General features: G+C 57.9%; 24 protein-coding genes. 11 read left to right on the plus strand and 13 right to left on the minus strand.

Annotated features, from left to right (window positions below; all coding sequences use genetic code 11):
• Positions 1-397 precede the first annotated feature (397 nt).
• Complete coding sequence (locus NH234_RS13565) at positions 398-5,284, plus strand: NAD-glutamate dehydrogenase (RefSeq protein WP_367256975.1); 4,887 nt, start codon at positions 398-400, stop codon at positions 5,282-5,284.
• A gap of 70 nt (positions 5,285-5,354) precedes the next feature.
• Here NH234_RS13565 and NH234_RS13570 read toward each other — a convergent pair whose 3' ends face one another.
• The 4 genes from NH234_RS13570 to NH234_RS13585 form a co-directional block, all read right to left on the minus strand.
• A complete protein-coding gene (locus NH234_RS13570; protein ID WP_114883578.1) occupies positions 5,355-6,068 on the minus strand; it encodes an ATPase in 714 nt (237 codons plus the stop codon).
• 241 nt (positions 6,069-6,309) lie between these two features.
• The gene (locus NH234_RS13575; RefSeq protein ID WP_367256978.1) at positions 6,310-6,711 is read right to left on the minus strand and encodes a cupin domain-containing protein; all 402 of its coding nucleotides are present in this window, start codon (positions 6,709-6,711) and stop codon (positions 6,310-6,312) included.
• Positions 6,712-6,896: 185 nt separating this feature from the next.
• A complete protein-coding gene (locus NH234_RS13580) occupies positions 6,897-7,190 on the minus strand; it encodes a putative quinol monooxygenase (RefSeq protein WP_085711307.1) in 294 nt (97 codons plus the stop codon).
• A gap of 123 nt (positions 7,191-7,313) precedes the next feature.
• A complete protein-coding gene (locus NH234_RS13585) occupies positions 7,314-8,747 on the minus strand; it encodes a PLP-dependent aminotransferase family protein (RefSeq protein WP_367256980.1) in 1,434 nt (477 codons plus the stop codon).
• 206 nt (positions 8,748-8,953) lie between these two features.
• Between NH234_RS13585 and NH234_RS13590 the strand changes: the two genes are divergently transcribed.
• A complete protein-coding gene (locus NH234_RS13590) occupies positions 8,954-9,394 on the plus strand; it encodes a carboxymuconolactone decarboxylase family protein (RefSeq protein ID WP_085734033.1) in 441 nt (146 codons plus the stop codon).
• A 9-nt stretch (positions 9,395-9,403) separates the two neighbouring features.
• Here NH234_RS13590 and NH234_RS13595 read toward each other — a convergent pair whose 3' ends face one another.
• Positions 9,404-9,718 (minus strand): hypothetical protein, encoded by a 315-nt coding sequence (locus NH234_RS13595; RefSeq protein ID WP_367256982.1) that lies wholly within the window; start codon positions 9,716-9,718, stop codon positions 9,404-9,406.
• A gap of 150 nt (positions 9,719-9,868) precedes the next feature.
• On the opposite strand from NH234_RS13595, the gene NH234_RS13600 reads away from it, so the two are divergent.
• From NH234_RS13600 to NH234_RS13610, 3 genes are read left to right on the plus strand one after another with little or no spacing between them, the layout of a single operon-like run.
• Positions 9,869-10,588 (plus strand): STN domain-containing protein, encoded by a 720-nt coding sequence (locus NH234_RS13600; RefSeq protein ID WP_367256984.1) that lies wholly within the window; start codon positions 9,869-9,871, stop codon positions 10,586-10,588.
• On the plus strand, positions 10,585-11,136 hold the full coding sequence (locus NH234_RS13605) for an RNA polymerase sigma factor (RefSeq protein ID WP_085690346.1): 552 nt from the start codon (positions 10,585-10,587) through the stop codon (positions 11,134-11,136). Before NH234_RS13600 ends, NH234_RS13605 begins: the two co-directional genes overlap by 4 nt.
• Positions 11,137-11,169: 33 nt before the next feature.
• Positions 11,170-12,108, plus strand: a complete 939-nt coding sequence (locus NH234_RS13610; RefSeq protein ID WP_367257169.1) for a DUF4880 domain-containing protein — start codon at positions 11,170-11,172, stop codon at positions 12,106-12,108.
• Between the two features lie 141 nt (positions 12,109-12,249).
• On the opposite strand, the gene NH234_RS13615 is transcribed toward NH234_RS13610, so the two are convergent.
• Entirely contained in the window at positions 12,250-12,858 is a 609-nt protein-coding gene (locus NH234_RS13615; RefSeq protein ID WP_367256987.1) for a prepilin-type N-terminal cleavage/methylation domain-containing protein, read from the minus strand.
• Positions 12,855-13,307, minus strand: coding sequence for a type II secretion system minor pseudopilin GspH (gspH, locus tag NH234_RS13620; protein WP_367256988.1), 453 nt, complete (start codon positions 13,305-13,307; stop codon positions 12,855-12,857). Before gspH ends, NH234_RS13615 begins: the two co-directional genes overlap by 4 nt.
• Before the next feature lie 133 nt (positions 13,308-13,440).
• Here gspH and NH234_RS13625 point away from each other — a divergent pair, with 133 nt between their 5' ends.
• The 3 genes from NH234_RS13625 to NH234_RS13635 all read left to right on the plus strand — a co-directional run bounded on the left by NH234_RS13625 (position 13,441) and on the right by NH234_RS13635 (position 16,021).
• A complete protein-coding gene (locus tag NH234_RS13625) occupies positions 13,441-13,872 on the plus strand; it encodes a type II secretion system protein N (RefSeq protein ID WP_367256990.1) in 432 nt (143 codons plus the stop codon).
• 268 nt (positions 13,873-14,140) lie between these two features.
• On the plus strand, positions 14,141-15,193 hold the full coding sequence (locus NH234_RS13630; protein ID WP_367256992.1) for a hypothetical protein: 1,053 nt from the start codon (positions 14,141-14,143) through the stop codon (positions 15,191-15,193).
• A gap of 138 nt (positions 15,194-15,331) precedes the next feature.
• Positions 15,332-16,021, plus strand: coding sequence for a DUF4145 domain-containing protein (locus NH234_RS13635; RefSeq protein WP_367256994.1), 690 nt, complete (start codon positions 15,332-15,334; stop codon positions 16,019-16,021).
• 1 nt (position 16,022) lies between these two features.
• Here NH234_RS13635 and NH234_RS13640 read toward each other — a convergent pair whose 3' ends face one another.
• Complete coding sequence (locus tag NH234_RS13640; RefSeq protein ID WP_367256996.1) at positions 16,023-16,232, minus strand: hypothetical protein; 210 nt, start codon at positions 16,230-16,232, stop codon at positions 16,023-16,025.
• Positions 16,233-16,707: 475 nt separating this feature from the next.
• Between NH234_RS13640 and NH234_RS13645 the strand changes: the two genes are divergently transcribed.
• Positions 16,708-17,094, plus strand: coding sequence for a hypothetical protein (locus NH234_RS13645; protein ID WP_367256998.1), 387 nt, complete (start codon positions 16,708-16,710; stop codon positions 17,092-17,094).
• 85 nt (positions 17,095-17,179) lie between these two features.
• On the opposite strand, the gene NH234_RS13650 is transcribed toward NH234_RS13645, so the two are convergent.
• The 3 genes from NH234_RS13650 to NH234_RS13660 all read right to left on the minus strand — a co-directional run bounded on the left by NH234_RS13650 (position 17,180) and on the right by NH234_RS13660 (position 18,472).
• Positions 17,180-17,590: a hypothetical protein gene (locus tag NH234_RS13650; RefSeq protein ID WP_367257000.1), complete on the minus strand. Its 411-nt coding sequence runs from the start codon at positions 17,588-17,590 to the stop codon at positions 17,180-17,182.
• Complete coding sequence (locus NH234_RS13655; RefSeq protein WP_367257001.1) at positions 17,587-18,060, minus strand: hypothetical protein; 474 nt, start codon at positions 18,058-18,060, stop codon at positions 17,587-17,589. Before NH234_RS13655 ends, NH234_RS13650 begins: the two co-directional genes overlap by 4 nt.
• 139 nt (positions 18,061-18,199) lie before the next feature.
• Positions 18,200-18,472, minus strand: coding sequence for a hypothetical protein (locus tag NH234_RS13660; RefSeq protein ID WP_085730687.1), 273 nt, complete (start codon positions 18,470-18,472; stop codon positions 18,200-18,202).
• Between the two features lie 375 nt (positions 18,473-18,847).
• On the opposite strand from NH234_RS13660, the gene NH234_RS13665 reads away from it, so the two are divergent.
• Positions 18,848-19,135 (plus strand): hypothetical protein, encoded by a 288-nt coding sequence (locus NH234_RS13665; RefSeq protein WP_367257003.1) that lies wholly within the window; start codon positions 18,848-18,850, stop codon positions 19,133-19,135.
• An 86-nt stretch (positions 19,136-19,221) separates the two neighbouring features.
• Here the strand turns inward: NH234_RS13665 and NH234_RS13670 are convergent, their stop codons facing one another.
• Positions 19,222-19,584 (minus strand): hypothetical protein, encoded by a 363-nt coding sequence (locus NH234_RS13670; protein ID WP_011333718.1) that lies wholly within the window; start codon positions 19,582-19,584, stop codon positions 19,222-19,224.
• A gap of 968 nt (positions 19,585-20,552) precedes the next feature.
• On the minus strand, positions 20,553-20,933 hold the full coding sequence (gspI, locus tag NH234_RS13675) for a type II secretion system minor pseudopilin GspI (RefSeq protein ID WP_039768915.1): 381 nt from the start codon (positions 20,931-20,933) through the stop codon (positions 20,553-20,555).
• Between the two features lie 146 nt (positions 20,934-21,079).
• On the opposite strand from gspI, the gene gspG reads away from it, so the two are divergent.
• The gene (gspG, locus tag NH234_RS13680; protein WP_367257006.1) at positions 21,080-21,538 is read left to right on the plus strand and encodes a type II secretion system major pseudopilin GspG; all 459 of its coding nucleotides are present in this window, start codon (positions 21,080-21,082) and stop codon (positions 21,536-21,538) included.

Here is a 21,538-nt window from a genome sequence, read left to right on the forward strand (position 1 = left end):
GCAGGTCAATGGTCCATTCCTGGCACGCCTGTACCGTAAAACCGGGGATTCAGACCGGCGTTCTGCCCCATGAATGCTAGTGTTTACCGATGCGCCTGCCCGGGTTTACGTGCCAATGACCGAATATGTCGCAGCACCGCAAGCAGACACATTGTCGCACCCATTAAGCTGCGCAACGGATGAGCACCCGTAAAGACATTGTCGGTATGCCGCACAGTCGTTTTTGCAGATGCCCATTCATGGAAGGTGAATGTGACCTGAGTGTCTCGTCCAGCTTCACCCACCTGTCACCCTGTTTCCTCTGCCCGAGATTCAGGAACAGGGCGACGGAACGCCCCGAAAGGGGTTTTGCACGCGACGCTTTCCATCAATAACAAGCCCAAGCGGAGTACCACAGATGGCGTTCTTCACCGCAGCCAGCAAAGCCGACTTCCAGCACCAACTGCAAGCGGCACTGGCGCAGCACATCAGTGAACAGGCACTGCCACAAGTGGCGCTGTTCGCTGAACAATTCTTCGGCATCATTTCCCTGGACGAGCTGACCCAACGTCGCCTCTCCGACCTCGCTGGCTGTACTCTTTCTGCGTGGCGCCTGCTTGAGCGCTTCGATCACGCGCAACCGCAAGTGCGCGTCTACAACCCCGATTACGAACGTCACGGCTGGCAGTCGACCCACACCGCGGTCGAAGTGCTGCACCACGACCTGCCATTTCTGGTCGACTCGGTGCGCACCGAGCTGAACCGCCGCGGCTACAGCATCCACACCCTGCAGACCACCGTGCTCAGCGTACGTCGTGGCAGCAAGGGCGAGTTGCTGGAAATCCTGCCGAAGGGCACCACCGGCGAAGGCATCCTGCACGAGTCGCTGATGTACCTGGAAATCGACCGCTGCGCCAACGCGGCCGAACTGAATGTGCTGAGCAAGGAACTGGAACAGGTTCTGGGTGAAGTCCGCGTCGCGGTCGCCGATTTCGAGCCGATGAAGGCCAAGGTGCAGGAAATCCTCACCAAGCTCGATAACAGCGCATTCGCCGTCGATGCCGGCGAGAAGAACGAAATCAAGAGCTTCCTGGAATGGCTGGTGGGCAACCACTTCACCTTCCTCGGCTACGAAGAATTCACCGTGGTCGATCAGGCCGATGGCGGCCACATCGAATACGACCAGAATTCGTTCCTCGGCCTGACCAGGATGCTGCGCACCGGTCTGACCAACGAAGACCGCCACATCGAAGACTACGCCGTGAACTACCTGCGCGAACCGACGCTGCTGTCGTTCGCCAAGGCTGCACATCCGAGCCGCGTACACCGTCCGGCCTACCCGGATTACGTGTCGATCCGTGAAATCGACGCCGACGGCAAAGTCATCAAGGAACACCGCTTCATGGGCCTGTACACCTCGTCGGTGTATGGCGAAAGCGTACGTGTCATCCCGTTCATCCGCCGCAAGGTCGAGGAAATCGAGCGTCGCTCCGGCTTCCAGGCCAAGGCTCACCTGGGCAAGGAACTGGCCCAGGTTCTGGAAGTACTGCCGCGTGACGACCTGTTCCAGACCCCGGTCGACGAACTGTTCAGCACCGTGATGTCGATCGTGCAGATCCAGGAACGCAACAAGATCCGCGTGTTCCTGCGCAAAGACCCTTACGGTCGCTTCTGCTACTGCCTGGCCTACGTGCCGCGCGACATCTACTCCACCGAAGTCCGCCAGAAAATCCAGCAAGTGCTGATGGAGCGCCTGAAGGCGACCGACTGCGAGTTCTGGACCTTCTTCTCCGAGTCCGTGCTGGCCCGCGTGCAACTGATCCTGCGCGTCGATCCGAAAAACCGCATCGACATCGACCCGCTGCAACTGGAAAACGAAGTCATCCAGGCCTGCCGCAGCTGGCAGGACGACTACAACTCGCTGATCATCGAAAACTTTGGCGAAGCCAACGGCACCAACGTGCTGGCTGACTTCCCGAAAGGCTTCCCGGCTGGCTACCGCGAGCGTTTCGCTGCGCATTCGGCCGTGGTCGACATGCAGCACCTGCTCAACCTGAGCGAGAAGAAGCCGCTGGCCATGAGCTTCTACCAGCCGCTGGCCGCCGGCCCGCGCGAGCTGCACTGCAAGCTGTATCACGCCGATACCCCGCTGGCACTGTCCGACGTGCTGCCGATCCTGGAAAACCTCGGCCTGCGCGTGCTGGGTGAGTTCCCTTACCGCCTGCGTCACAACAACGGTCGCGAGTTCTGGATCCACGACTTCGCGTTCACCGCTGCCGAAGGCATGGACCTGGACATCCAGCAGCTCAATGACACCCTGCAGGACGCGTTCGTCCATATCGTGCGCGGCGATGCCGAGAACGATGCGTTCAACCGTCTGGTGCTGACCGCCGGCCTGCCATGGCGCGACGTCGCTCTGCTGCGTGCCTACGCGCGCTACCTGAAGCAGATTCGCCTGGGCTTCGACCTTGGCTACATCGCCAGCACCCTGAACAACCACACCGACATCGCTCGCGAACTGACCCGGTTGTTCAAGACCCGCTTCTACCTGGCGCGCAAGCTGGGCAGCGATGATCTGGACGACAAGCAACTGCGTCTGGAACAGGCAATCCTGACTGCACTGGACGACGTTCAAGTCCTCAACGAAGACCGCATCCTGCGTCGTTACCTGGACCTGATCAAAGCGACCCTGCGTACCAACTTCTACCAGACCGACGCCAACGGCCAGAACAAGTCGTACTTCAGCTTCAAGTTCAACCCGCACTTGATCCCTGAACTGCCGAAGCCGGTTCCGAAGTTCGAAATCTTCGTTTATTCGCCTCGTGTCGAAGGCGTGCACCTGCGCTTCGGCAACGTTGCTCGTGGTGGCCTGCGCTGGTCCGACCGTGAAGAAGACTTCCGTACCGAAGTCCTGGGCCTGGTAAAAGCCCAGCAAGTGAAGAACTCGGTCATCGTGCCGGTGGGTGCGAAGGGCGGCTTCCTGCCGCGTCGCCTGCCACTGGGCGGCAGCCGTGACGAGATCGCGGCCGAGGGCATCGCCTGCTACCGCATCTTCATCTCGGGCCTGCTGGACATCACCGACAACCTGAAGGACGGCAAACTGGTACCGCCGGTCAACGTCGTGCGTCATGACGACGATGACCCGTACCTGGTGGTCGCGGCGGACAAGGGCACTGCAACCTTCTCCGACATCGCCAACGGCATTGCCATCGACTACGGCTTCTGGCTGGGTGACGCGTTCGCGTCCGGTGGTTCGGCCGGTTACGACCACAAGAAGATGGGCATCACCGCCAAGGGCGCGTGGGTCGGCGTACAGCGCCACTTCCGCGAGCGCGGCATCAATGTCCAGGAAGACAGCGTGACTGTGGTCGGCATCGGCGACATGGCCGGCGACGTATTCGGTAACGGCCTGTTGATGTCCGACAAGCTGCAACTGGTTGCCGCGTTCAACCACATGCACATCTTTATCGATCCAAACCCGAACCCGGCGACCAGCTTCGTCGAGCGTCAGCGCATGTTCGACCTGCCGCGTTCGGCATGGTCCGACTACGACACCAGCATCATGTCCGAAGGCGGCGGTATCTTCTCGCGCAGCGCGAAGAGCATTGCCATCTCGCCACAGATGAAAGAGCGCTTCGACATCCAGGCCGACAAACTGACCCCGACCGAACTGCTGAACGCCTTGCTCAAGGCGCCGGTGGACCTGCTGTGGAACGGCGGTATCGGTACCTACGTCAAAGCCAGTAGCGAAAGCCACGCCGATGTCGGCGACAAGGCCAACGATGCACTGCGCGTGAACGGCAACGAGCTGCGCTGCAAGGTTGTGGGCGAGGGCGGTAACCTCGGCATGACTCAACTGGGTCGTGTGGAGTTCGGCCTGAATGGCGGCGGTTCCAACACCGACTTCATCGACAACGCCGGTGGCGTGGACTGCTCCGACCACGAAGTGAACATCAAGATCCTGCTGAACGAAGTGGTTCAGGCCGGCGACATGACAGGCAAGCAACGCGATCAGTTGCTGGCGAGCATGACCGACGAAGTCGGTGGTCTGGTGCTGGGCAACAACTACAAGCAGACCCAGGCCCTGTCCCTGGCGGCCCGCCGTGCCTACGAGCGTGCCGCCGAGTACAAGCGCCTGATGAGCGATCTGGAAGGCCGTGGCAAGCTGGACCGCGCCATCGAGTATCTGCCGACCGAGGAGCAGCTCACCGAGCGCGCCGCGACCGGCAAGGGCCTGACGCGTCCTGAGCTGTCGGTGCTGATCTCGTACAGCAAGATCGACCTCAAGCAGCAGCTGCTGGACTCGCTGGTGCCGGACGACGACTACCTGACCCGTGACATGGAAACCGCGTTCCCGCCGAGTCTGGTCAGCAAGTTCGCCGATGCCATGCGTCGTCACCGTCTGAAGCGCGAGATCGTCAGCACCCAGATCGCCAACGATCTGGTCAACCACATGGGCATCACCTTCGTTCAGCGACTCAAAGAGTCCACCGGCATGACCCCGGCGAACGTGGCGGGCGCTTACGTGATCGTGCGCGACATCTTCCACCTCCCGCACTGGTTCCGTCAGATCGAAGCGCTGGACTATCAGGTCTCCGCTGACGTGCAACTGGAGCTGATGGACGAGCTGATGCGTCTGGGCCGTCGCGCTACGCGCTGGTTCCTGCGTGCCCGTCGCAACGAGCAGAACGCTGCCCGTGACGTCGCGCATTTCGGTCCGCACCTGAAGGAGCTGGGCCTGAAGCTGGACGAACTGCTGAGCGGCGAAATCCGTGAAAACTGGCAGGAGCGTTATCAGGCTTACGTGGCTGCCGGTGTACCGGAACTGCTGGCGCGTATGGTGGCGGGGACTACCCACCTCTACACGCTGCTGCCGATCATCGAGGCTGCCGACGTGACTGGCCAGGACCCGGCCGAAGTGGCCAAGGCGTACTTCGCCGTGGGCAGCGCGCTGGACATCACCTGGTACATCTCGCAGATCAGCGCCTTGCCGGTTGAAAACAACTGGCAGGCCCTGGCCCGTGAAGCGTTCCGCGACGACGTCGACTGGCAGCAACGCGCGATCACCATCGCCGTTCTGCAAGCGGGCGGCGGCAACCTGGACGTCGAAGAGCGTCTGGGACTGTGGATGGCGCAACACGACGCGATGATCCAGCGCTGGCGCGCCATGCTGGTGGAAATCCGTGCCGCCAGCGGCACCGACTACGCCATGTACGCGGTGGCCAACCGTGAGCTGAACGACGTGGCGCTGAGCGGTCAGGCGGTTGTGCCTGCTGCGGCGACTGCGGAGCTTGAGCTTGCTTGAGTAGCCGTTGAATGAAAAAGCCCCTGCATTGTGAGATGCGGGGGCTTTTTTTTGCCTGATGGTTTTATCGTTACTGCAAGTTATGTCCTTGTTTGTTATCAAGCATCGACACTTTATCTGTCGGCCTGGTCAACAAATTACTGAGCGACTGGTCAAACTTCTGCAACGCCCTAACCTGAACTTCCTGCTGCTGATTAATATCCGCAACAATCTCCTCCGAACGCTTGAAGTCCGCCCACACCGGCGTCAACTCTTTCGCCTCGGACCCTTTGGCCGTCCCGATGTAATTGAACTTCCCGTCATAGAAGTCCGCACTCACATCGGCCTTGATGTCCGAACTGCGGGAAGTAATCAACTGGCTATGAGTATCGACGATCGCCACCACATCCGGATTGGCCGCACGTAGGCTTTGCATGTCCGGATACACCGTGACCGAGCCGAACTGGCGTTGCAGCGAGGCTTTCACCCAGTCCACGGCCATGTCCGGTTTCGAAGTGGCGACGTAGGCGTCATGGATCGGCTGCACCAATAAACTCTGGCCGAAACCGGTGCCGGCGTTGGCCTGATACTCACGCAGGTATTCGCGGTTGGTCTGGGTGCTCGGGCTGTAGACCACGCCCAGCGAGACACCGGGACCGCTTTTTACCTGAGCGGCGCTGCTGCGGCCGACAGGTTGGGTGAACAGTGTGTCGAGAGAGGAAACCGCTTTGGGGGCGGTAGGAACTGAACAGGCGGACAACGCTAAAACCGATATCGCCAAGGTACTGGCAAAGGCAAGTTTCATGGTGAGTCTCCCGTGAAGCAACTTCAGTCGGAAAGTCAGAGGTGTCGGGGTTGATTAAATGGAACCGGCGACAGTTGCCTCAGACTACTCCCGCGAAGCTGAAAACAACCTGACAATTTGCTGAATGACTGTCATGCAATAGTTTTATTGGCTGTAAGCGTTCTTGACTAATTGCCGCGAGAAATAAAAAAGGCGCAAATCAATAATTTGCGCCTTTTATTTATGGCTGGTTAAACAATCATCAGTTTTTCAATGGGATCAACACTTGCTCTTCCGGCGACAGCACCATGAACACCAGCAACTTCGCAGGTTTGGTTTTGCTGGCGTTTTTCGACACCAGATGTTCGGAACCGGCAGGTTCGTACCAGAACTGGCCCTTCTTGTAGGTGATCGCTTGTTCGCCTTTGACCTGGGAAGTCACTTCGCCTTCGAGCACATAGGCCATGGCAGTGCCGTCATGCTTGTGGGCGATGGAGGACTGGCCGGGTTTGTAGTCGACTTCGATCATCATGGCTTTTTTGCCGGGGACGTTTTTCAGCATCTGGTCCTGCAGGACCGAAACCTTCTCGGAAGCATCGTGGGCCATGACAGCGGCAGAAACAGACAGGGCGAGGGCGGCGGCGAAAATGGGCAGGAGTTTCATGGCGGGTCACCTGTGAAGTGGGGGAGTCGGCTTTCACAGTAGTCCGCGACGTGATGCATTCAAACGGCCAATATTCGGGAAGATCGGGTGACCAATCCGGATTCCCCACAAGCCAGAAAAACCACAGCCTTCGACAGCCTCACAGGTTTTCCCGAGGCTGCCGAAGGCTGCATTTTTCTTGAGTTTTAAACGATAGGAAATGAGTTGAAGTCGACGCTGTTAGCCAGCCGACTATCGATCAAGTCAATAAACCCCTGCGCCTCAGGCCGGTTGAAGTGCGCCTGCATCGCCGCCTCGGATTGCCAGCGAGCACTGACGGTCCAGCGGTGGCTGTCGTCAGGGCAACGGTCGACCAGATAGGAATCGCAGCCCGGCGTTTCGCGAAGGGTTTCGACGATCTTCTGCAACTGCCTGCCCAGCTCTTCGGAGCGGCCGGCCGCAGCCTGCACCTGTACGGTGTTGATCACTTCGTTGGACATTGCTCACACTCCTGAATCAGGCCGGACGAATCCTGCTCATTGAGGGATAACGCCTGTGCAGAATAGGCCTGCACCTCCGGATCACCAATAACCAATCGGCGGGTAATCCGTTAGACCAATCTATCAGGCGACCTGTTGCAGAATGTCGCGCAGGCGGTCCAGCGCAATATCGATATCCAGCGTCTCGATGGCGCCGAAACCGAAGTACATTCCGCTTCTGGCCGGCTGCTGGTAATAGAAGCCGTCGATGGCGTACAGCCCGACTTCGACCTTTTTCGCCAGTTCGATCACCAGCGGCAAGTCGATCGGCACGCGGCAAAACACTGCCATATGGAAGCCTGCGCTCGCCGGTACGGCCTCCAGCCACGGCGACAGGTCGGTGGCCATGCGCGCCAGGATCCGCTCGCGGCGCTGAGCGTAAACGGTGTGACAGCGGCGTATGTGCTTGAGCAGGCAGCCCTCGGCGATGAACTTGGCCAGCGCCCATTGCGGAAGGGTGGAGGCGTGCAGGTCGGTGAGCTGCTTGGCGCGGATCACCGCTTCGAGAATCGCCGGCGGCAGGATCGCGTAACCGAGGCGCAACTCTGGCAGCAGGGTCTTGGAGAAGGTGCCGACATAAGCGACGATGCCGCGCTGATCGAGGTTGTGCAGCGAATCCGTCGGCCGGCCCTCGTAGCGAAACTCGCTGTCATAGTCGTCTTCGATGATAATTGCGCCCAGCTCGTAGGCCCGGGCCAGCAAGGCCTCGCGCCGCGCGTGGCTCATCGGCATCCCCAGCGGGAACTGGTGCGATGGCGTCACATAGATCAACCGTGTGCCATCGGGGATCTGCTCGACCTGAATCCCTTCCGCATCCACCGGCACCCCGACCACGGTAGCGCCATGAGTGCCGAACAGCAGCCGCGCCGGCGGATAACCTGGATCTTCCATCGCCACCAGGCTGCCGGGGCGCAGCAGCACCCGTGCGATCAGGTCCAGCGCCTGCTGCGCGCCGTTGCACACCACGATGTCCTCGTCCTGGCAGTTCACGCCACGAGAAAACGCGATGTGCCGGGCAATTGCATTGCGCAGCGCCGGCAACCCTTCCGCCACGCTGTAAAAACCCTTGGAACCCGCCATTTGCCGCATGGCGTGGGAGACGCAGCGGCGCCAGTCATCGTGGGGGAACTGGCCCTTGCTGGTGGCGCCACCGATGAAGTCGTAGCGCAGCGAGCCTTCCAGCGTCGGGTGGCGCAGGAACACCGGCAGGTTGCACCAGCTCTCGATCACCTCGGAACTGGCCAGCTCGGAATGGCTTTGCTTGCGCTGCACCGGCGTCGAGCGGGCGTTGACGTAGGTGCCTTTGCCGATGACGCCGGTGAGGAAGTTTTCGTAAGTCAGCTGCGCGTAAGTATCGGAAATGGTCTTGCGCGAAATCCCCAGTTGCTCAGCGAGCAAGCGGCTCGGCGGCAGCTGCGTGCCGGCGGCCAGACGCCCGGACTCGATGGCGCCGCGCAGTTGCTGATACAACTGACCGGCCAGATCCTTGCGGCCGTTGATCACAACATGAAGTTCCATACCGACGGGGCTCCTGGGGGCGAATGAGGCTGATTGTGCGCCCGCCAGATTACTCCCGAATGCACGCGGGGCAGAAGTTGCGCGGAGTAAAAACCGGAAATTGGTCAAGGATCAGTGGTCTGCCGGTTTTCCGTGCAATTGGGGCTGTAATGCTGGTCGGCCAGCGCTTACCGTGAAATCACTCTTCTGCTGCCCGAGACCCGCCCATGTCCCCGCGTCTGGATTACTACAGCGCTTCACCCAAAGCCATGAAAGCGATGATTGCCCTGGAAGCGCTGACCAGCAGCCTGAGCATCGAGGCGCCGTTGCTGCACCTGATCAAGATCCGCGCCTCGCAACTCAACGGCTGCGCGTTCTGCACCGACATGCATTCGGTGGAAGCGCGGCGGGCAGGGGAGACGGAACGGCGGCTGTACGCCATCGCGGTCTGGCGTGACAGCGGCTTCTTCAACCTGCGCGAGCGGGCGGCGCTGGCCTGGACCGACGCGGTAACGCTGCTGGCGGAAAGTCATGTGCCGGATGACGTCTATGAGCAAGCGCGAACACAGTTCAACGAAGGCGAACTGGTGGACCTGACCATGGCCGTCAGCACCATCAGCAGCTGGAATCGCCTGGCGGTAAGTTTTCGGCAAGTCCCCAGTGACTGATCTACGAAACTAGTTCGGCGGCCGCTGCGGTTTCACCGACGTGCCAAACGCATTGCCCATCCGCGTACTGGTAGCCGCCGGCGTCGCCAGTCCCACCTGATTCGGCGGGCGCTTGTTGACCGGCACATTCATCGCTTCCTGATTCTTCTGCGCAGCCGCCGCGCCGTCGGGGTTGTTGCCCATCTGCTGGCTCAGACAGTCGTAATTCGGCGCCTTGTAAACGCCCACGCTCACCTCGACGCAACCCACTGCCTGCTCGGCCTGCACGCCGCCCGACAGGGTCAACAACAGCCCGCTCAGCGTCAATGTCCACAGTGATTTCATGTGTGCCTCCTGGCCGGCCCAAAGGGGCCGCTCTGGCTCAAGAGTCTAGTGCAACGGCGGCACCGATCCCGTGATGGTTTTTTTGCAGTGGCCGTCACACCAGATTCATAAACAGCCCTCAGGATGACGGTTTTCAGGGATACATCAGCCGTGCAGCGAGGCCGTGCCAGGGAGGATGTTGTGCGCTCAGCGCTCGTGCGCCAGCTCTGTCTGGGGCTGCTGCTTGGCTTGTTTCTGAGCCGTGCCAGCGCCGACCCGATGCCGGCATCGATGCGCATGACGCTGCACATCCCGGCCCAGGAACTGGCCCGCGCCCTCGATCAGTTCAGCCGCGCCACCGGCATGGCGGTGCTGGTCGACAGCCAGTTGAGTCGTGGTCGACGCTCGTTGGCGGTGGATGGCGAATTCACCGCCGCCGAAGCGTTGCGGCGGATGCTCGGTGGCAGCGGCTTGATGGCCAAGTACAGCCGCGACGACGCATTCACTTTGCAGGTGGCGCAAGTCGAGGACGTGCCGTTGCCGGCGGAGAAACCGACCTCCGCCAGCGCAGCGGTCAACCGCAGTTACGCCACGGCGGTGCAGGCGGCCATCGAGCGCAACCTGTGCCGTTCGCCGCTGACCCGGCCTGGCAGTTTTCGCGCGGTGTTACAGCTGTGGATCGGTCGCGACGGCGTGGTGCAGCACAACCGGTTGGTCACCACCACCGGCGATGTTCGGCGCGATGCAGCGCTGGTAGACAGTTTTCACACGCTCAAAATCGACCGGCCCACACCCGGCGCATTGCGCCAGCCAGTCACCTTGCTGTTGTTACCCGAATCGTCAGGAAAGCGCATGGAATGCACACAATGGGAAGGAGTTTCCGGGGGATGAAAGACGCCGGACAAAGTTCGATGGTCCAGCTGTTCCTGACGTCCTACGAGGACTTTCGGGTGCGCCTGCGACGCCGTCTCGGCTCGGAGGACCTGGCCAACGACGTGCTGCAAGAAACCTGGCTGCGGCTCGACCGCATGGAAGCGCCACCGAACCTGCTGCGGCCCAACGCCTACCTCTATCGCATGGCCCTGAACATCGCCGCCGACCGCCGCCAGGCCGATGCGCGGCTGCTCACCGGCAGCGAAGTTGAAGAACTGCTGCAAGTCAGCGACGAAGCGCTGGACCCGATGCGCGTGGTCGGCGGCCAGAAGGAAATCCAGTCGCTGCTCAGCGCCCTCTACGAACTGCCGGCCCGGCGCCGCCGGATCTTCATCGCCGCACGGCTGGAAGAAGCGCCGCACCTGGAAATCTCCCAGCGTTTTGGCATTTCCACGCGCATGGTCGAGAAGGAAATCAAGGCTGCACTCGGACACTGCGCGGCCAAACTGGAAAGAAAAGTGTTTCAGCGGTTCGGTCGCGGGGCCGGAAAACCGTCTAGTGAATGAAGCTCCCGATCAACCCGTCGAGTACCTGTGCGTTTGAACATCTTCCGTCTGACACCTGCCGAGCCCACGCCTGCCGAGCGTCTGCAAAGCGAAGCCCGCGACTGGCTGATCCTGCTGACCTCCGGCCGCGCCACGGTCGCCGACGCCCGAGCGCTGCGCCAGTGGTGCGCCCAAAGCCCCGAACACGCCCGCGCCTTCGAAGAGTGCAAGGCGTTGTGGCACCTGCTGCAACCGGCGGCGGAAGCGATGCAGGCGCCACGCCGGTTTGGACGACGGGCGTTTCTCGGCGGCGCGATTGCGGCGTCGGCGGCTTTCTTGCTGGTGCGCGGCACGATTCCGGGCGGGTTCTCCGGGCTCGGCGCGGATTACATCACTGAAGTCGGCCAGCAACGCCGGGTCGAACCGGCCGATGGTTTGAGCCTGGAACTGAACACCCAGACCCGCATCAACCAGCGTTCGGTAGATGAGGGCGTGCAAGGCTTTGAACTGGTCAGCGGCGAAGTCGAAGTGCAGACCGCACGCCTGCCGATGGCGATGCAGGCCGGTAGCGGCTGGTTGCGAGCGAGCAGGGCGCGGTTCAACCTGCGCAACCTCGATCAACAGGTGTGCGTGACGTGCCTGGATGGCGCGGTGGATGTGGAAGTCGAAGGTCGCAACCTGCGCCTGGAACCGGGCCAGCAACTGACCTACGACGCACAACGGGTCGGCAGCGTACAAAGCGTCGACACCGCCGCAGTGAGCAATTGGCGTCAGCAGGTGCTGGTGTTCAACGGCACGACCCTCAGCCAGATGATCGACGAGATCAACCGCTACCGCCCGGGCATGTTGCTGTTGCTCAACCGCGAACTCGGCCAGCGCCGCGTACAAGCACGTTTCTCCCTCGACCAACTGGCCGGCGTGGGCGCGCTGATTCGCGATGCCTACGGCGTCAAATGCACCGAGCTGCCGGGCGGCGTCGTAGTCCTCAGCTAACTGACGCAACCCCCACAAACACCCTAAAACCCTGTGGGAGCTGGCTTGCCAGCGATGGCGGCATGTCAGGCAATGATATGTTGGATGTGCAGGCCCCATCGCTGGCAAGCCAGCTCCCACAGGTTTTTGAGGAGGCAGGACTTACTGCAACGGCCCCATCACCTGCCGATACTTCTCCACCCCCTGCGGTGTCTGCCGGGTCAACCGTACCTCCAACCCCAACGGATCCTCCCGCCGATTTCCGCTCAACTGCCGCCACCCCTTGTCCATCTCCCAAACCCGCACCTGCAAATCACTCACCTCATTCAACACCGCCACCCCAGCGGTCGGCGCCGGCAACGGATACCGACTGCGCGCCGGCGCCACCGCGCGATACAACGTATCCCCCTTGAGCCACCAGCGCACCCGCTGCAACGCCCCCGGCTGATCCGCCGCACTGCGAATGATGTCCAGCCGAAACCCCTTGCTGTCACTGCTGCGCACCGTAAGCGCAGGCGGGGCCGTCGCCGGTTCATCCTCAGTGCCAACCTTCTTCGGCTCCGTCAACTCGATCCCGGCGCGCATCTCCACATCCCGCTGCATCTGATTCAACGCCCGCAACAGGCTATCGCTCTGCTCACCGCTGGCCTGCAAATGGCGGTCGGCGCGGGTGACACTGTCCAGCCCCTTCCAGGCAATCAGACTGACCACCGCCATCAACAGAATCGCGACCATCACCTCGATCAGCGTAAAACCTTGTTGTCTGTTCATTGCACGCTGATCCGGCCCGAAGCATCGCGCAGCACACTCAACCGATTGAGCCCGTCAGACAGCGTCAACTGCAGCGGCGGATTGATCCACTCCGCGTTCAGCACCACTTTCTGCTTCGGCTCCACCCGCACCTCCAGCTTCGGACTCTGCCACGGGCGCGGCCGCAACTGCGGGTCCCGCTCGAAATGATCAAAGCCCTTGCCACTGTCACTGCGCCGACTGAACCGAAACCCCTTGCCATCGCTCAACCACGCAATCGGCCGACCGTCGGCGCGGGCCTCGGCCTGAGCAATCTGCAGCAACTGCGCCACGCGCTCGGCGTCCTTGCGCAGCAACTGCAACGGATCGGGCTTGATACTCAAACTGATCGCTGCACTGGCGATGCCGATGATCACCAGCACCACCATCAACTCGATCAACGTAAAACCCTGCTGCCTGCCCCGGTTCATCGAATGCGCACTCCCTTGCGTCCAGCCCCGTCCCAAAAAACCATCCTGCACGGCCAACATGTAAGGCGTGTGAAATAAAACCGTGAGAATTGCCGCGTAGTCTGGTCACCGGGACTAAAAGGAGATTCAGCCCATGAGATTCACCGCACGCTTTTCACCCCCCCAAATCATCCAGGCCGCCGCACTGCTGGCCGCCCTGGCCGGCATCGCCACATGGTCATCCCTGCTCCTGACCACCGCCGAATCCCACACCCCGGCGGCCACGCCGCAACTGCTCGCGGCGCGCAGCGACAATCCGGCGTTGCAATGGTTCTCCAACCGCACGGCGCCGGTGGAGATCAAGGTGAGTGGGGTGATGGCGGGGAGCCGCGGGGCGGTGGCGATCCTCAGCCTCAACGACGGACCGCCGAGGAGTTTTTTGCAGGGGGAGCGGGTGAGTCCTGGGGTGAAGTTGGTGGCGGTGGAGGGGGATGGGGTGGTGATTGAGCAGGGTGGGGAGAGGGTAAGGTTGGGGGTGGAGAGGTTGGGGGATGGGGTGGAGATGCCTGGGTTGGTGAGGCCGTAACTTTATAGAGGGAGCGTGACTTTGGCGTTTCAGTCGGTTGGTGGGTAATGGATCGGCGGGGATGTACTTTACCGCTCTCGGCCAAAAGCGGCCGGTCGTGAATCGCAGCTTCAGGCTAGAGGTGGCTCGCATGGTAGCTGTAGGCTATCATCGATTGGGTTCACAATAATGAACTGTTCAGCCACAGTAGAAGGTGTCGTCGGACTTAACACTTTACTTTGTCTCCAGTCAAATAATCTAAAAACTAATTTTCAGAGGCAATCAAACAATGTTGAACGATGGATTGAATGTAGTAATATCAGGAGATAACTCTGAAAATCAATATGTACAAGTGCCTATAAAGAAAAAAGACTTCGGTGAGTTTATTACCAACTTACTCGGACAGCCTGAAAATATTAGTGGTGTAACGGCAGGAACCTTCGAAGCTTCTCACGAGTGGTTAGTTCATTTGCATTACCTAATTGATCAGCGAATAAAACAACAGTCCTCAAGCGCTCTTGTCGATTTTTCAGCAAAACTAAAATATGACAAAGGGCCGGATCGAAAAATAACAACGATTGATGGGTTGCTTCACTTTAATGAGGCAAAGATTGTTTCAACTAAAAGTATCTCAATTACATGGACGTACCTTGTCAGCTTTCCCAACAAGCCAGCCCCCGAAAAGCAAGAGATTTCAGTTCAGCTTATTACAGAAAGAACTGCAAGCTTAAGCTCTGAGCTTCCGCTTGTTGGTCGAACTATAACGACCTCCACGGGGATAGCTAAGTTTTCGGTATCTCACACTGAGCGAACTTGGGGCGACGATATCGCTTCTTTGTTGGAACGTGAAATAGATACTATTTTTGAAGCGGAAACATGGTTTTCTAGAATTGCTGGATACTCTGTGTTTGTCGTGGCTCTGAGCATGCTGGCTATAGGTATTTTCTTACCTGACTATATTGAGCAGCTCATAAGAGAAAAAGAAGTAGCTGATATTTTTTTAAGTGTTATGCCGGCTGGGGTTGCGCCGGAATCACTTACAATGAATGAGAAGTTAAATCTTGTCATTAAGCTATTGGATCCAACTAATAAGCTTTTTACTGGTCAGGGTTGGTATAAGGGAGTTTCTTTTATTGCCGGAATAGGCTTGTCGGTTGCGACGTTGATAATATTCTCTAGGGAAAATCCTTCGTTTATTTTAATGACTAAGAAGGATAGAGAGGTCGCTTCAAAGCTTAAGGTGTCTAATAATAGGCACTTTATAAAACAAATTGCCTCTTACGCTTTAGCTGTGTCTGCAGGCGTTGTGGGGAATTATGCTTACTACTATTTAAACCTGTAGTAAAGGGGTAGGCCGAAGCTTTGTTAGGTAAGAATAAACCCAAAAAAGGGGATGGATTTATTTTTCGAGAATAGATCAATCCCCTTTGTTTCTATGAAGCAAGCTTTAATATAGGGAATCACAGAATGGAAGCCAGTGATGAATAAATTCGTTCCTCCAGAATTCACCAAAGCTAGCTATAACTGCCCTCATTGCCATGCCTTCGCCGGTATGTCTTGGGAAATGTTGACTACTGCTGGGTTCACTACCCCCACCGGCTTTATTTCCGCGCAATGTCACAGCTGCAGAAAAAGAAACATCTGGCGCTCAAGCGTGATTGATAAAGATTCCTCCCTTACGCTATCAAACATTCTTCGGGCAGACATGGTTTATCCACTTTCAGTGAGCGCAGCACCTGCTCACCCGCAAATGCCAGAGTTGATAAGGGATGACTTTGAGGAAGCCCGCCAGATTGCATCGATCTCGCCCCGCTCAGCTGCTGCTCTGCTAAGACTATGTCTAGAAAAGCTCTGTCAACACCTTACAGGCACAACCAATAAGATAGATACGCAGATTGCTGATCTCGTAGAAAAAGGATTACCCCGTAAGATCCAGCAAGCGTTGGATACAGTCCGGGTTATTGGGAATGAGGCGGTTCATCCTGGAACTCTCGACCTTCGAGATAGCGAGAAATTCGTCTACCCATTATTCCAATTGATCAACCTCATTATTGAAGACCAGATTGCTAGCCCTAGTGCTATCAATGACCTTTTTGATTTGCTCCCCGAGGAAAAACGCAAAGGAATTGAGCAGAGGGACGCACGAAGGAAAGCTGCGGAAGAGAAATGATTTAGTGCGAATGGTTGTTGGAGTTACCTCCTTCATCCATCGCCGTTCCTGTCACATCGATTTTTCCATTTACCTGCAGGTTCCCATTCAAGGTGACCTGCGGGATTTCCAAAGTCGCTGAGGGCGCCTTCACCACCACCGGTTCGCCGGTCTCCACCGTGATGTTCCGCCCACACTTCAACAACAGCGCCCCCACGCAATCCAACGTCATGACCCCGGCTGCACGGTCGTAGGTCTAAACAGTTCTAGGAAAAAGGTGGCTGATTTATTTCCAGAGAATCATCTGGCCGACCTCTCAACCTCATGGAGGCGCCGCTGTGAGGTCTCGACAAACGCCGGCGTTTAATAAGACATCTCCAAACACTCTCTCAGGCTACACACCCTTGCGCCGTTGCCTACAGCTACGCCAGAATCCGCCGGCTTGTGCGCTTTGTACCTGGTCTTTATCGTCTACGTGTCGCTGGTAACCCAGCGACCGGGTTTAGCGACCTGACCAGGTATAAGCTCAACGACGCTCCAGTTTGTCGCAGTTTTTTGCGATGACGATATGGTGGCTGTGCGTGGGAGACCTTCGGGTCTGCCGGGTCTTATACCTCTCGGTTCGCTAACCCACGTACAGCCGCCACCCTTACCTGTTTAGCGACAGGTGTTGGTGGTTCCACCAGGTATAAAAATGGAGCTTCACCATGATCAAACCAACACCCAACCCGCCTGAAACCGACTCGGTTTCCCCCTACGAATCCATCGATTCCAGAAAACTCCACGAAGCCGCCGACCGCGCGCTCGACCATTACCTCTGTCCGCCCGGCTCCACGCCGCCCCCACGTAGAACCCGCGGGATGTATGCCGTGACTGCGGACAACAAAAACGAAGAACTGCTGATTGATGCCAGTGAAACTCTCGCTTCAGCTCAAACCATTGCCCAGAACATCGCCAGTCTGGTGCCGGCTTCGCAGCGTCGGGCGTTGGTGGGCATTGCGCAGTTGATCATGCTCGGGGAGTTGGCGGTGAATCGGGCGTTGGATAATTTGCAATTGCCGGTGAGGCAGACTTTGGGATCACCTGCTGATTAAACAGGTGTCAATTCTGGCGCCTTCGCGAGCAAGCCCGCTCCCAAGGAAAGGGGACTGAATTATTTCATTCAGTCCCCTTTGTTTCTTAACCCGCGTCACCGCTATCTGGTGCTGAAGACTCATCCGGACATTCATCAGCCCATCGCGTTACCGTCATGTCTTTGAGCTGCTCACCCATGGTGTCAACGCGCAAGCAGGCGTCTTTCTTTGAATAGAACAGGATGCAGCGCGAGCTATCAAAAGAGCAGGTATCGAGTTCCAGGAAATCGTGTGCAGCCAGCTCCCTCTCGACGCCACTGTATTCATAGCCATCGCGGGTGTGCATCCGGGTTGGCTTCCATCCTTGTTTGATCAATTTGGATCTGGTCGTCACCAGGCGCTCAGCGACGGCGATGCCTGCTGGCCCGTATTTGTCGTTTGCCGCTTGCGAGCCATCAGCGAATGCGACGCTTGGACCCGTGCAACAAATGGCGATGAGGAGGATCGGGGCCTTCATTTAGCCGTTCTCGTGATTTTTCTTGCAGTGTAATAAATGACGCCTATCAAAAAGTGCTTGAGCTCCCACGCCCAAGCGCCCGCGAGCATGCAGATAACCAGAAAATGAAAATATTGAGCAAATTCTGTAAAGGGCACTTTTTGTGCGCTTTTTCCAACCAGTCCAAGAGTCATCAGGCTGATGCAAAAAGTACTCAAACACCGTAAGGCGAGATAGCAAATGTCTATGATGTTGGTCGTGTACACCCAGCTTTTTGCGGATTCAGAAAACAAGGCAGACCACACCAGATGAAACGCGCTTGCGTAGATGAAGCTCAGGCTTAGGCGTTGCGCCACGTCAACACCGGAACTGAGGTAAAACTCCGAATAGAATTGGTCGAGAGAAATGCCTACCGGACGAAAGAGGTCGAGGAGGGGAAACAGGACAACCCCACCTGCGAGATAGATAGCTACAAAAGCGATGATTTTCATCCTGCACTCCATTGCTCCGTAAACGGCATCGGTTGACGACTTTTCGGCTAGGGCAAGCCGATAGCATAGTCATCCTTGTCACATCCGTTTATTTGGCCTGGGAGCAATGTCTCAAGCCTGACCATTGGCGGCGTCAGGTTCATACCTGGATGTCTTTTTCGAACGCCTGTAGTTGCCTTATCGGGTCCCAACCGCTCGGCGACGCTTGAGCTTCGCTCCACCAAAGCATCCCGCTGGAGACCCATGATCTACGCAATTCAGCATGAGCCGCGGTCGTGTCGTCGTAGCCAAACTGCGTACCGCAGCACGGGCAGATGGCAAACGAAGAGCAGCCCAGTTCGTCGTACGGAGCCTCTTCAAGCCCGGTGTATCCACAAACCGGACAAAGATATGAAACGTTGCCTGCAATCATCCCGACTCCGGATTACTGGCCTATAGGATCTGTTGTCGGCGTGCTCGATGATCTCTGGAGCTTTATTCCGACTCTTTTCAACTGACACCCAAAACGTAAAAAAGGGGACTGATTAGTTCCATAAAATAAATCAGTCCCCTTTGTTTTTGAATTTCTATATGAGACGCGGCACGCTCAGCGCCCATGATGTGGAGAACTTTCCCACTTCACTCAAGCAGAAGCTTGTTTTGATGCAATGGAGTGCAATCTCGTTGCTTTCTGCGATGGCTGTACTGGTTGCTTTGGGGAAATCAGGAGTACTCAAGTGACCGGATGAGGCGCTTGTTCAGCCTCGTTTGAACGCTCGGAGTGGCTACAGACGAAGGCGCCACAAGAATGAAAAAGCATACAATCGTAGCAGCCCTCGCCCTAGTGACCACGCTCTACGTCGGCTACTACGAAGCCCTTGAGGACGGAGACATCGAGACCATTGTCTTCATCAAAAAGCAACCGACGTTTCAGATGAAGTTCTACAACATCCACGCTAACGATGGAGAGATCAGGAAGGTAGAACGCCTGACAGCAGAGGAGCGGGGGTGGATTATTGATTACTGCAGGTATCGCTTGGGAATCGACACAGACCTGAAGACTCAGGATGGCGTCGAGATGTGCCGCAAAAAATAGAAATGCTCATTTGGCCGAGGTCGTCAGTTACAGCTGACAACCTCGGCCATTTTCTTTCCGGCTGTTGATCTAAAGCGCTCAGCCGCTTACGTCTTCACCTCAACATGATCCAACGCCTGATTCACCGCCAGCTCGCTCAACATCACCAACTGCGCAATCCCGATCGCAGTCTTGCGATGAGCAGGCTCCAGCGTGGCCGCAAAGTTGTTGAGCATTTCGCTGGCCGACCCCAGTGATTCGCTGGCGTTGGCGAGCAGAGATTCGGTGTTGTAGGCCGGGTTGGCCAGATACATGGGGTCGTGTTTGTGGTGGCTGCCCATGATGCGTTGTTGCGGGGTGAGGTAGTGGTCGAGGGCGCGTTCGGCGGCTTCGTTGAGGGTTCGGGAGTCGGGGAATTTGTAGGGTGAAACCGGATCGGTTTCGGGTGGGTTTGGTGTTGGCTTGAACATAGATGTAGCTCCATATGGGACTTAAGGAGCCATCACTCTCGCTACCAAACGAGTGGTGGTGGCCATACGAAGGTTGGTAGACCGGCCCATATGGAAAATCCGGCGCGCCCGAGGACGCCCTGCGCATGGCCACCATAAGACAAATGCCGAAAGGGCATCTGCGCTAGGTGACGTTATGCGTCATATGGGAGGTCGGGCTACCAAACCCGATCACTGTTTTTCAGTGACCCGGAAACGATAAGACCCGCACCCCAGACGCACAAGCCGGCGGATTCTGGCGTAGTCGTAGGCAATGACGCAAGGCGTTGTAGCCTTGAGGAAGTAACGCTGAGTGTCTTTAAACGGCATTGAAAAAATCGGTTAAACAGGCTATCGGCACAGCGTCCGTTCGTGCGGTAGAGGAGGGGCCGCCAGTGATTGAGCAGGGTGAAAGACGAACCCAAGAGAATGACCGTTGGTCGTAAACATCCGACTACCTGTCAGATCTGACAGGTGACGCTTCCTGCGATCCTCGATTGAATCACTCCGTCAAACCAATCCCACGAAACGGAGTTACTGACATGTCTACATCCAAGTCCAATGCCACCGTACCCGCGATCCTCTCTATCAGGGATTCCAAGGGTGAAGTACCTCAAAACGGAATAACCTCTGATACCACTGTGAGTGTCGCAGGTCTCTCGGAATCAGGGACGAACGTCGGTGTGTTCGATGGAACAATCTTGAAAGGTAATGTCCTTGCTGACGCAGAAGGCCAATGGTTACTGGCCTTAAGTGGGCTGACCGCGGGCGTGCACAGCATTACCGCCTCTGCTGACGGATCTGTGTCACCTCCCAGAACATTTTCAGTGGTTCAACAGTAGAAAATAGATTCAATGGTTGCGAGTGAAGATCGGGAGATTTGAGGCGCGAGGTCCTCAAGGATCCCGATCTGTTCTCCCTCGGGCCTGGCGTTTTTGAGCAGACCAGAGCTATGGGGTATCCGGGCGGCTGAGCAGTGTTTCAAGCCTCGCCAGCGGCGGCGCTTCCCGGCTGCGGTCAAAGACTTGCACACCAACCTTCAACAACCGCCCATTCTCCGCCCCCCCAATCACCTGCTCACACCGCAACAACAACCGTCCTTGATCACACTCAACCGCCTTAACCCCCATCGGCAATCTCCCTTCCAACCGGAGTTCCGCCATCCGACTCTGCGCCGCAATCATCGCAATCGAACGATCCCGCAAAACCCCGCTGCTCTGCGTCATCAACCCCGCCACACGAACAGCGGCGGACATGGCCACGGCGATGATCGCCAGCGCGACAAGCACTTCAATCAGAGTGAATCCGGCTTGCGGGGAGGGGGTGCGCATCGGGGGCTCGGGCAGTCGGGCAGCCCTTGACGCTAACGCCCGTGCTTGACGGCTTGACGACGAAAACACCCGAGGATTTTCAACATCCCTGACATATCTTCTTGCAACACTGCGCGTCGAATCGAATCAAGCCAGGGAATGACGAGATGGATATCGCGCAATTCAAACAGCCCAGTCGACCGAGCCGGATGCCCCGTGGGCAGCAGGGTTTCACGCTGATCGAGATCATGGTGGTCGTGGTGATTCTCGGGATTCTGGCGGCGATGGTGGTGCCCAAGGTGCTCGACCGGCCGGATCAGGCGCGGGCCACGGCGGCGAAGCAGGACATTGGCGGGTTGATGCAGGCGCTGAAGCTGTATCGCCTCGATCACGGCACTTACCCGAGCCAGAGCCAGGGCCTGAAGGTGCTGGTGGAGCGGCCGGCCGATGCGAATAACAGCAACTGGCGCTCGTACCTGGAGCGCCTGCCGAATGACCCGTGGGGTCGTCCTTATCAGTACCTCAATCCCGGTGCCAACGGCGAGATCGATATCTTTTCTCTCGGCGCCGACGGCCAGCCTGACGGCGACGGCGTGAATGCCGACATTGGTTCCTGGCAGTTGTAA

The organism is Pseudomonas sp. stari2 (genome assembly GCF_040760005.1).
Lineage (GTDB): Bacteria > Pseudomonadota > Gammaproteobacteria > Pseudomonadales > Pseudomonadaceae > Aquipseudomonas.

Bases quoted from the DNA above. Each gene is read 5' to 3' on its own strand.
- NH234_RS13565 (WP_367256975.1), top strand. From the start codon at position 398: ATGGCGTTCTTCACCGCAGCCAGCAAAGCCGACTTCCAGCACCAACTG.
- NH234_RS13570 (WP_114883578.1), bottom strand. From the start codon at position 6,068: ATGAAACTTGCCTTTGCCAGTACCTTGGCGATATCGGTTTTAGCGTTG.
- NH234_RS13575 (WP_367256978.1), bottom strand. From the start codon at position 6,711: ATGAAACTCCTGCCCATTTTCGCCGCCGCCCTCGCCCTGTCTGTTTCT.
- NH234_RS13580 (WP_085711307.1), bottom strand. From the start codon at position 7,190: ATGTCCAACGAAGTGATCAACACCGTACAGGTGCAGGCTGCGGCCGGC.
- NH234_RS13585 (WP_367256980.1), bottom strand. From the start codon at position 8,747: ATGGAACTTCATGTTGTGATCAACGGCCGCAAGGATCTGGCCGGTCAG.
- NH234_RS13590 (WP_085734033.1), top strand. From the start codon at position 8,954: ATGTCCCCGCGTCTGGATTACTACAGCGCTTCACCCAAAGCCATGAAA.
- NH234_RS13595 (WP_367256982.1), bottom strand. From the start codon at position 9,718: ATGAAATCACTGTGGACATTGACGCTGAGCGGGCTGTTGTTGACCCTG.
- NH234_RS13605 (WP_085690346.1), top strand. From the start codon at position 10,585: ATGAAAGACGCCGGACAAAGTTCGATGGTCCAGCTGTTCCTGACGTCC.
- NH234_RS13615 (WP_367256987.1), bottom strand. From the start codon at position 12,858: ATGAACAGACAACAAGGTTTTACGCTGATCGAGGTGATGGTCGCGATT.
- gspH (WP_367256988.1), bottom strand. From the start codon at position 13,307: ATGAACCGGGGCAGGCAGCAGGGTTTTACGTTGATCGAGTTGATGGTG.
- NH234_RS13625 (WP_367256990.1), top strand. From the start codon at position 13,441: ATGAGATTCACCGCACGCTTTTCACCCCCCCAAATCATCCAGGCCGCC.
- NH234_RS13630 (WP_367256992.1), top strand. From the start codon at position 14,141: ATGTTGAACGATGGATTGAATGTAGTAATATCAGGAGATAACTCTGAA.
- NH234_RS13635 (WP_367256994.1), top strand. From the start codon at position 15,332: ATGAATAAATTCGTTCCTCCAGAATTCACCAAAGCTAGCTATAACTGC.
- NH234_RS13640 (WP_367256996.1), bottom strand. From the start codon at position 16,232: ATGACGTTGGATTGCGTGGGGGCGCTGTTGTTGAAGTGTGGGCGGAAC.
- NH234_RS13645 (WP_367256998.1), top strand. From the start codon at position 16,708: ATGATCAAACCAACACCCAACCCGCCTGAAACCGACTCGGTTTCCCCC.
- NH234_RS13650 (WP_367257000.1), bottom strand. From the start codon at position 17,590: ATGAAGGCCCCGATCCTCCTCATCGCCATTTGTTGCACGGGTCCAAGC.
- NH234_RS13655 (WP_367257001.1), bottom strand. From the start codon at position 18,060: ATGAAAATCATCGCTTTTGTAGCTATCTATCTCGCAGGTGGGGTTGTC.
- NH234_RS13660 (WP_085730687.1), bottom strand. From the start codon at position 18,472: ATGATTGCAGGCAACGTTTCATATCTTTGTCCGGTTTGTGGATACACC.
- NH234_RS13665 (WP_367257003.1), top strand. From the start codon at position 18,848: ATGAAAAAGCATACAATCGTAGCAGCCCTCGCCCTAGTGACCACGCTC.
- NH234_RS13670 (WP_011333718.1), bottom strand. From the start codon at position 19,584: ATGTTCAAGCCAACACCAAACCCACCCGAAACCGATCCGGTTTCACCC.
- gspI (WP_039768915.1), bottom strand. From the start codon at position 20,933: ATGCGCACCCCCTCCCCGCAAGCCGGATTCACTCTGATTGAAGTGCTT.
- gspG (WP_367257006.1), top strand. From the start codon at position 21,080: ATGGATATCGCGCAATTCAAACAGCCCAGTCGACCGAGCCGGATGCCC.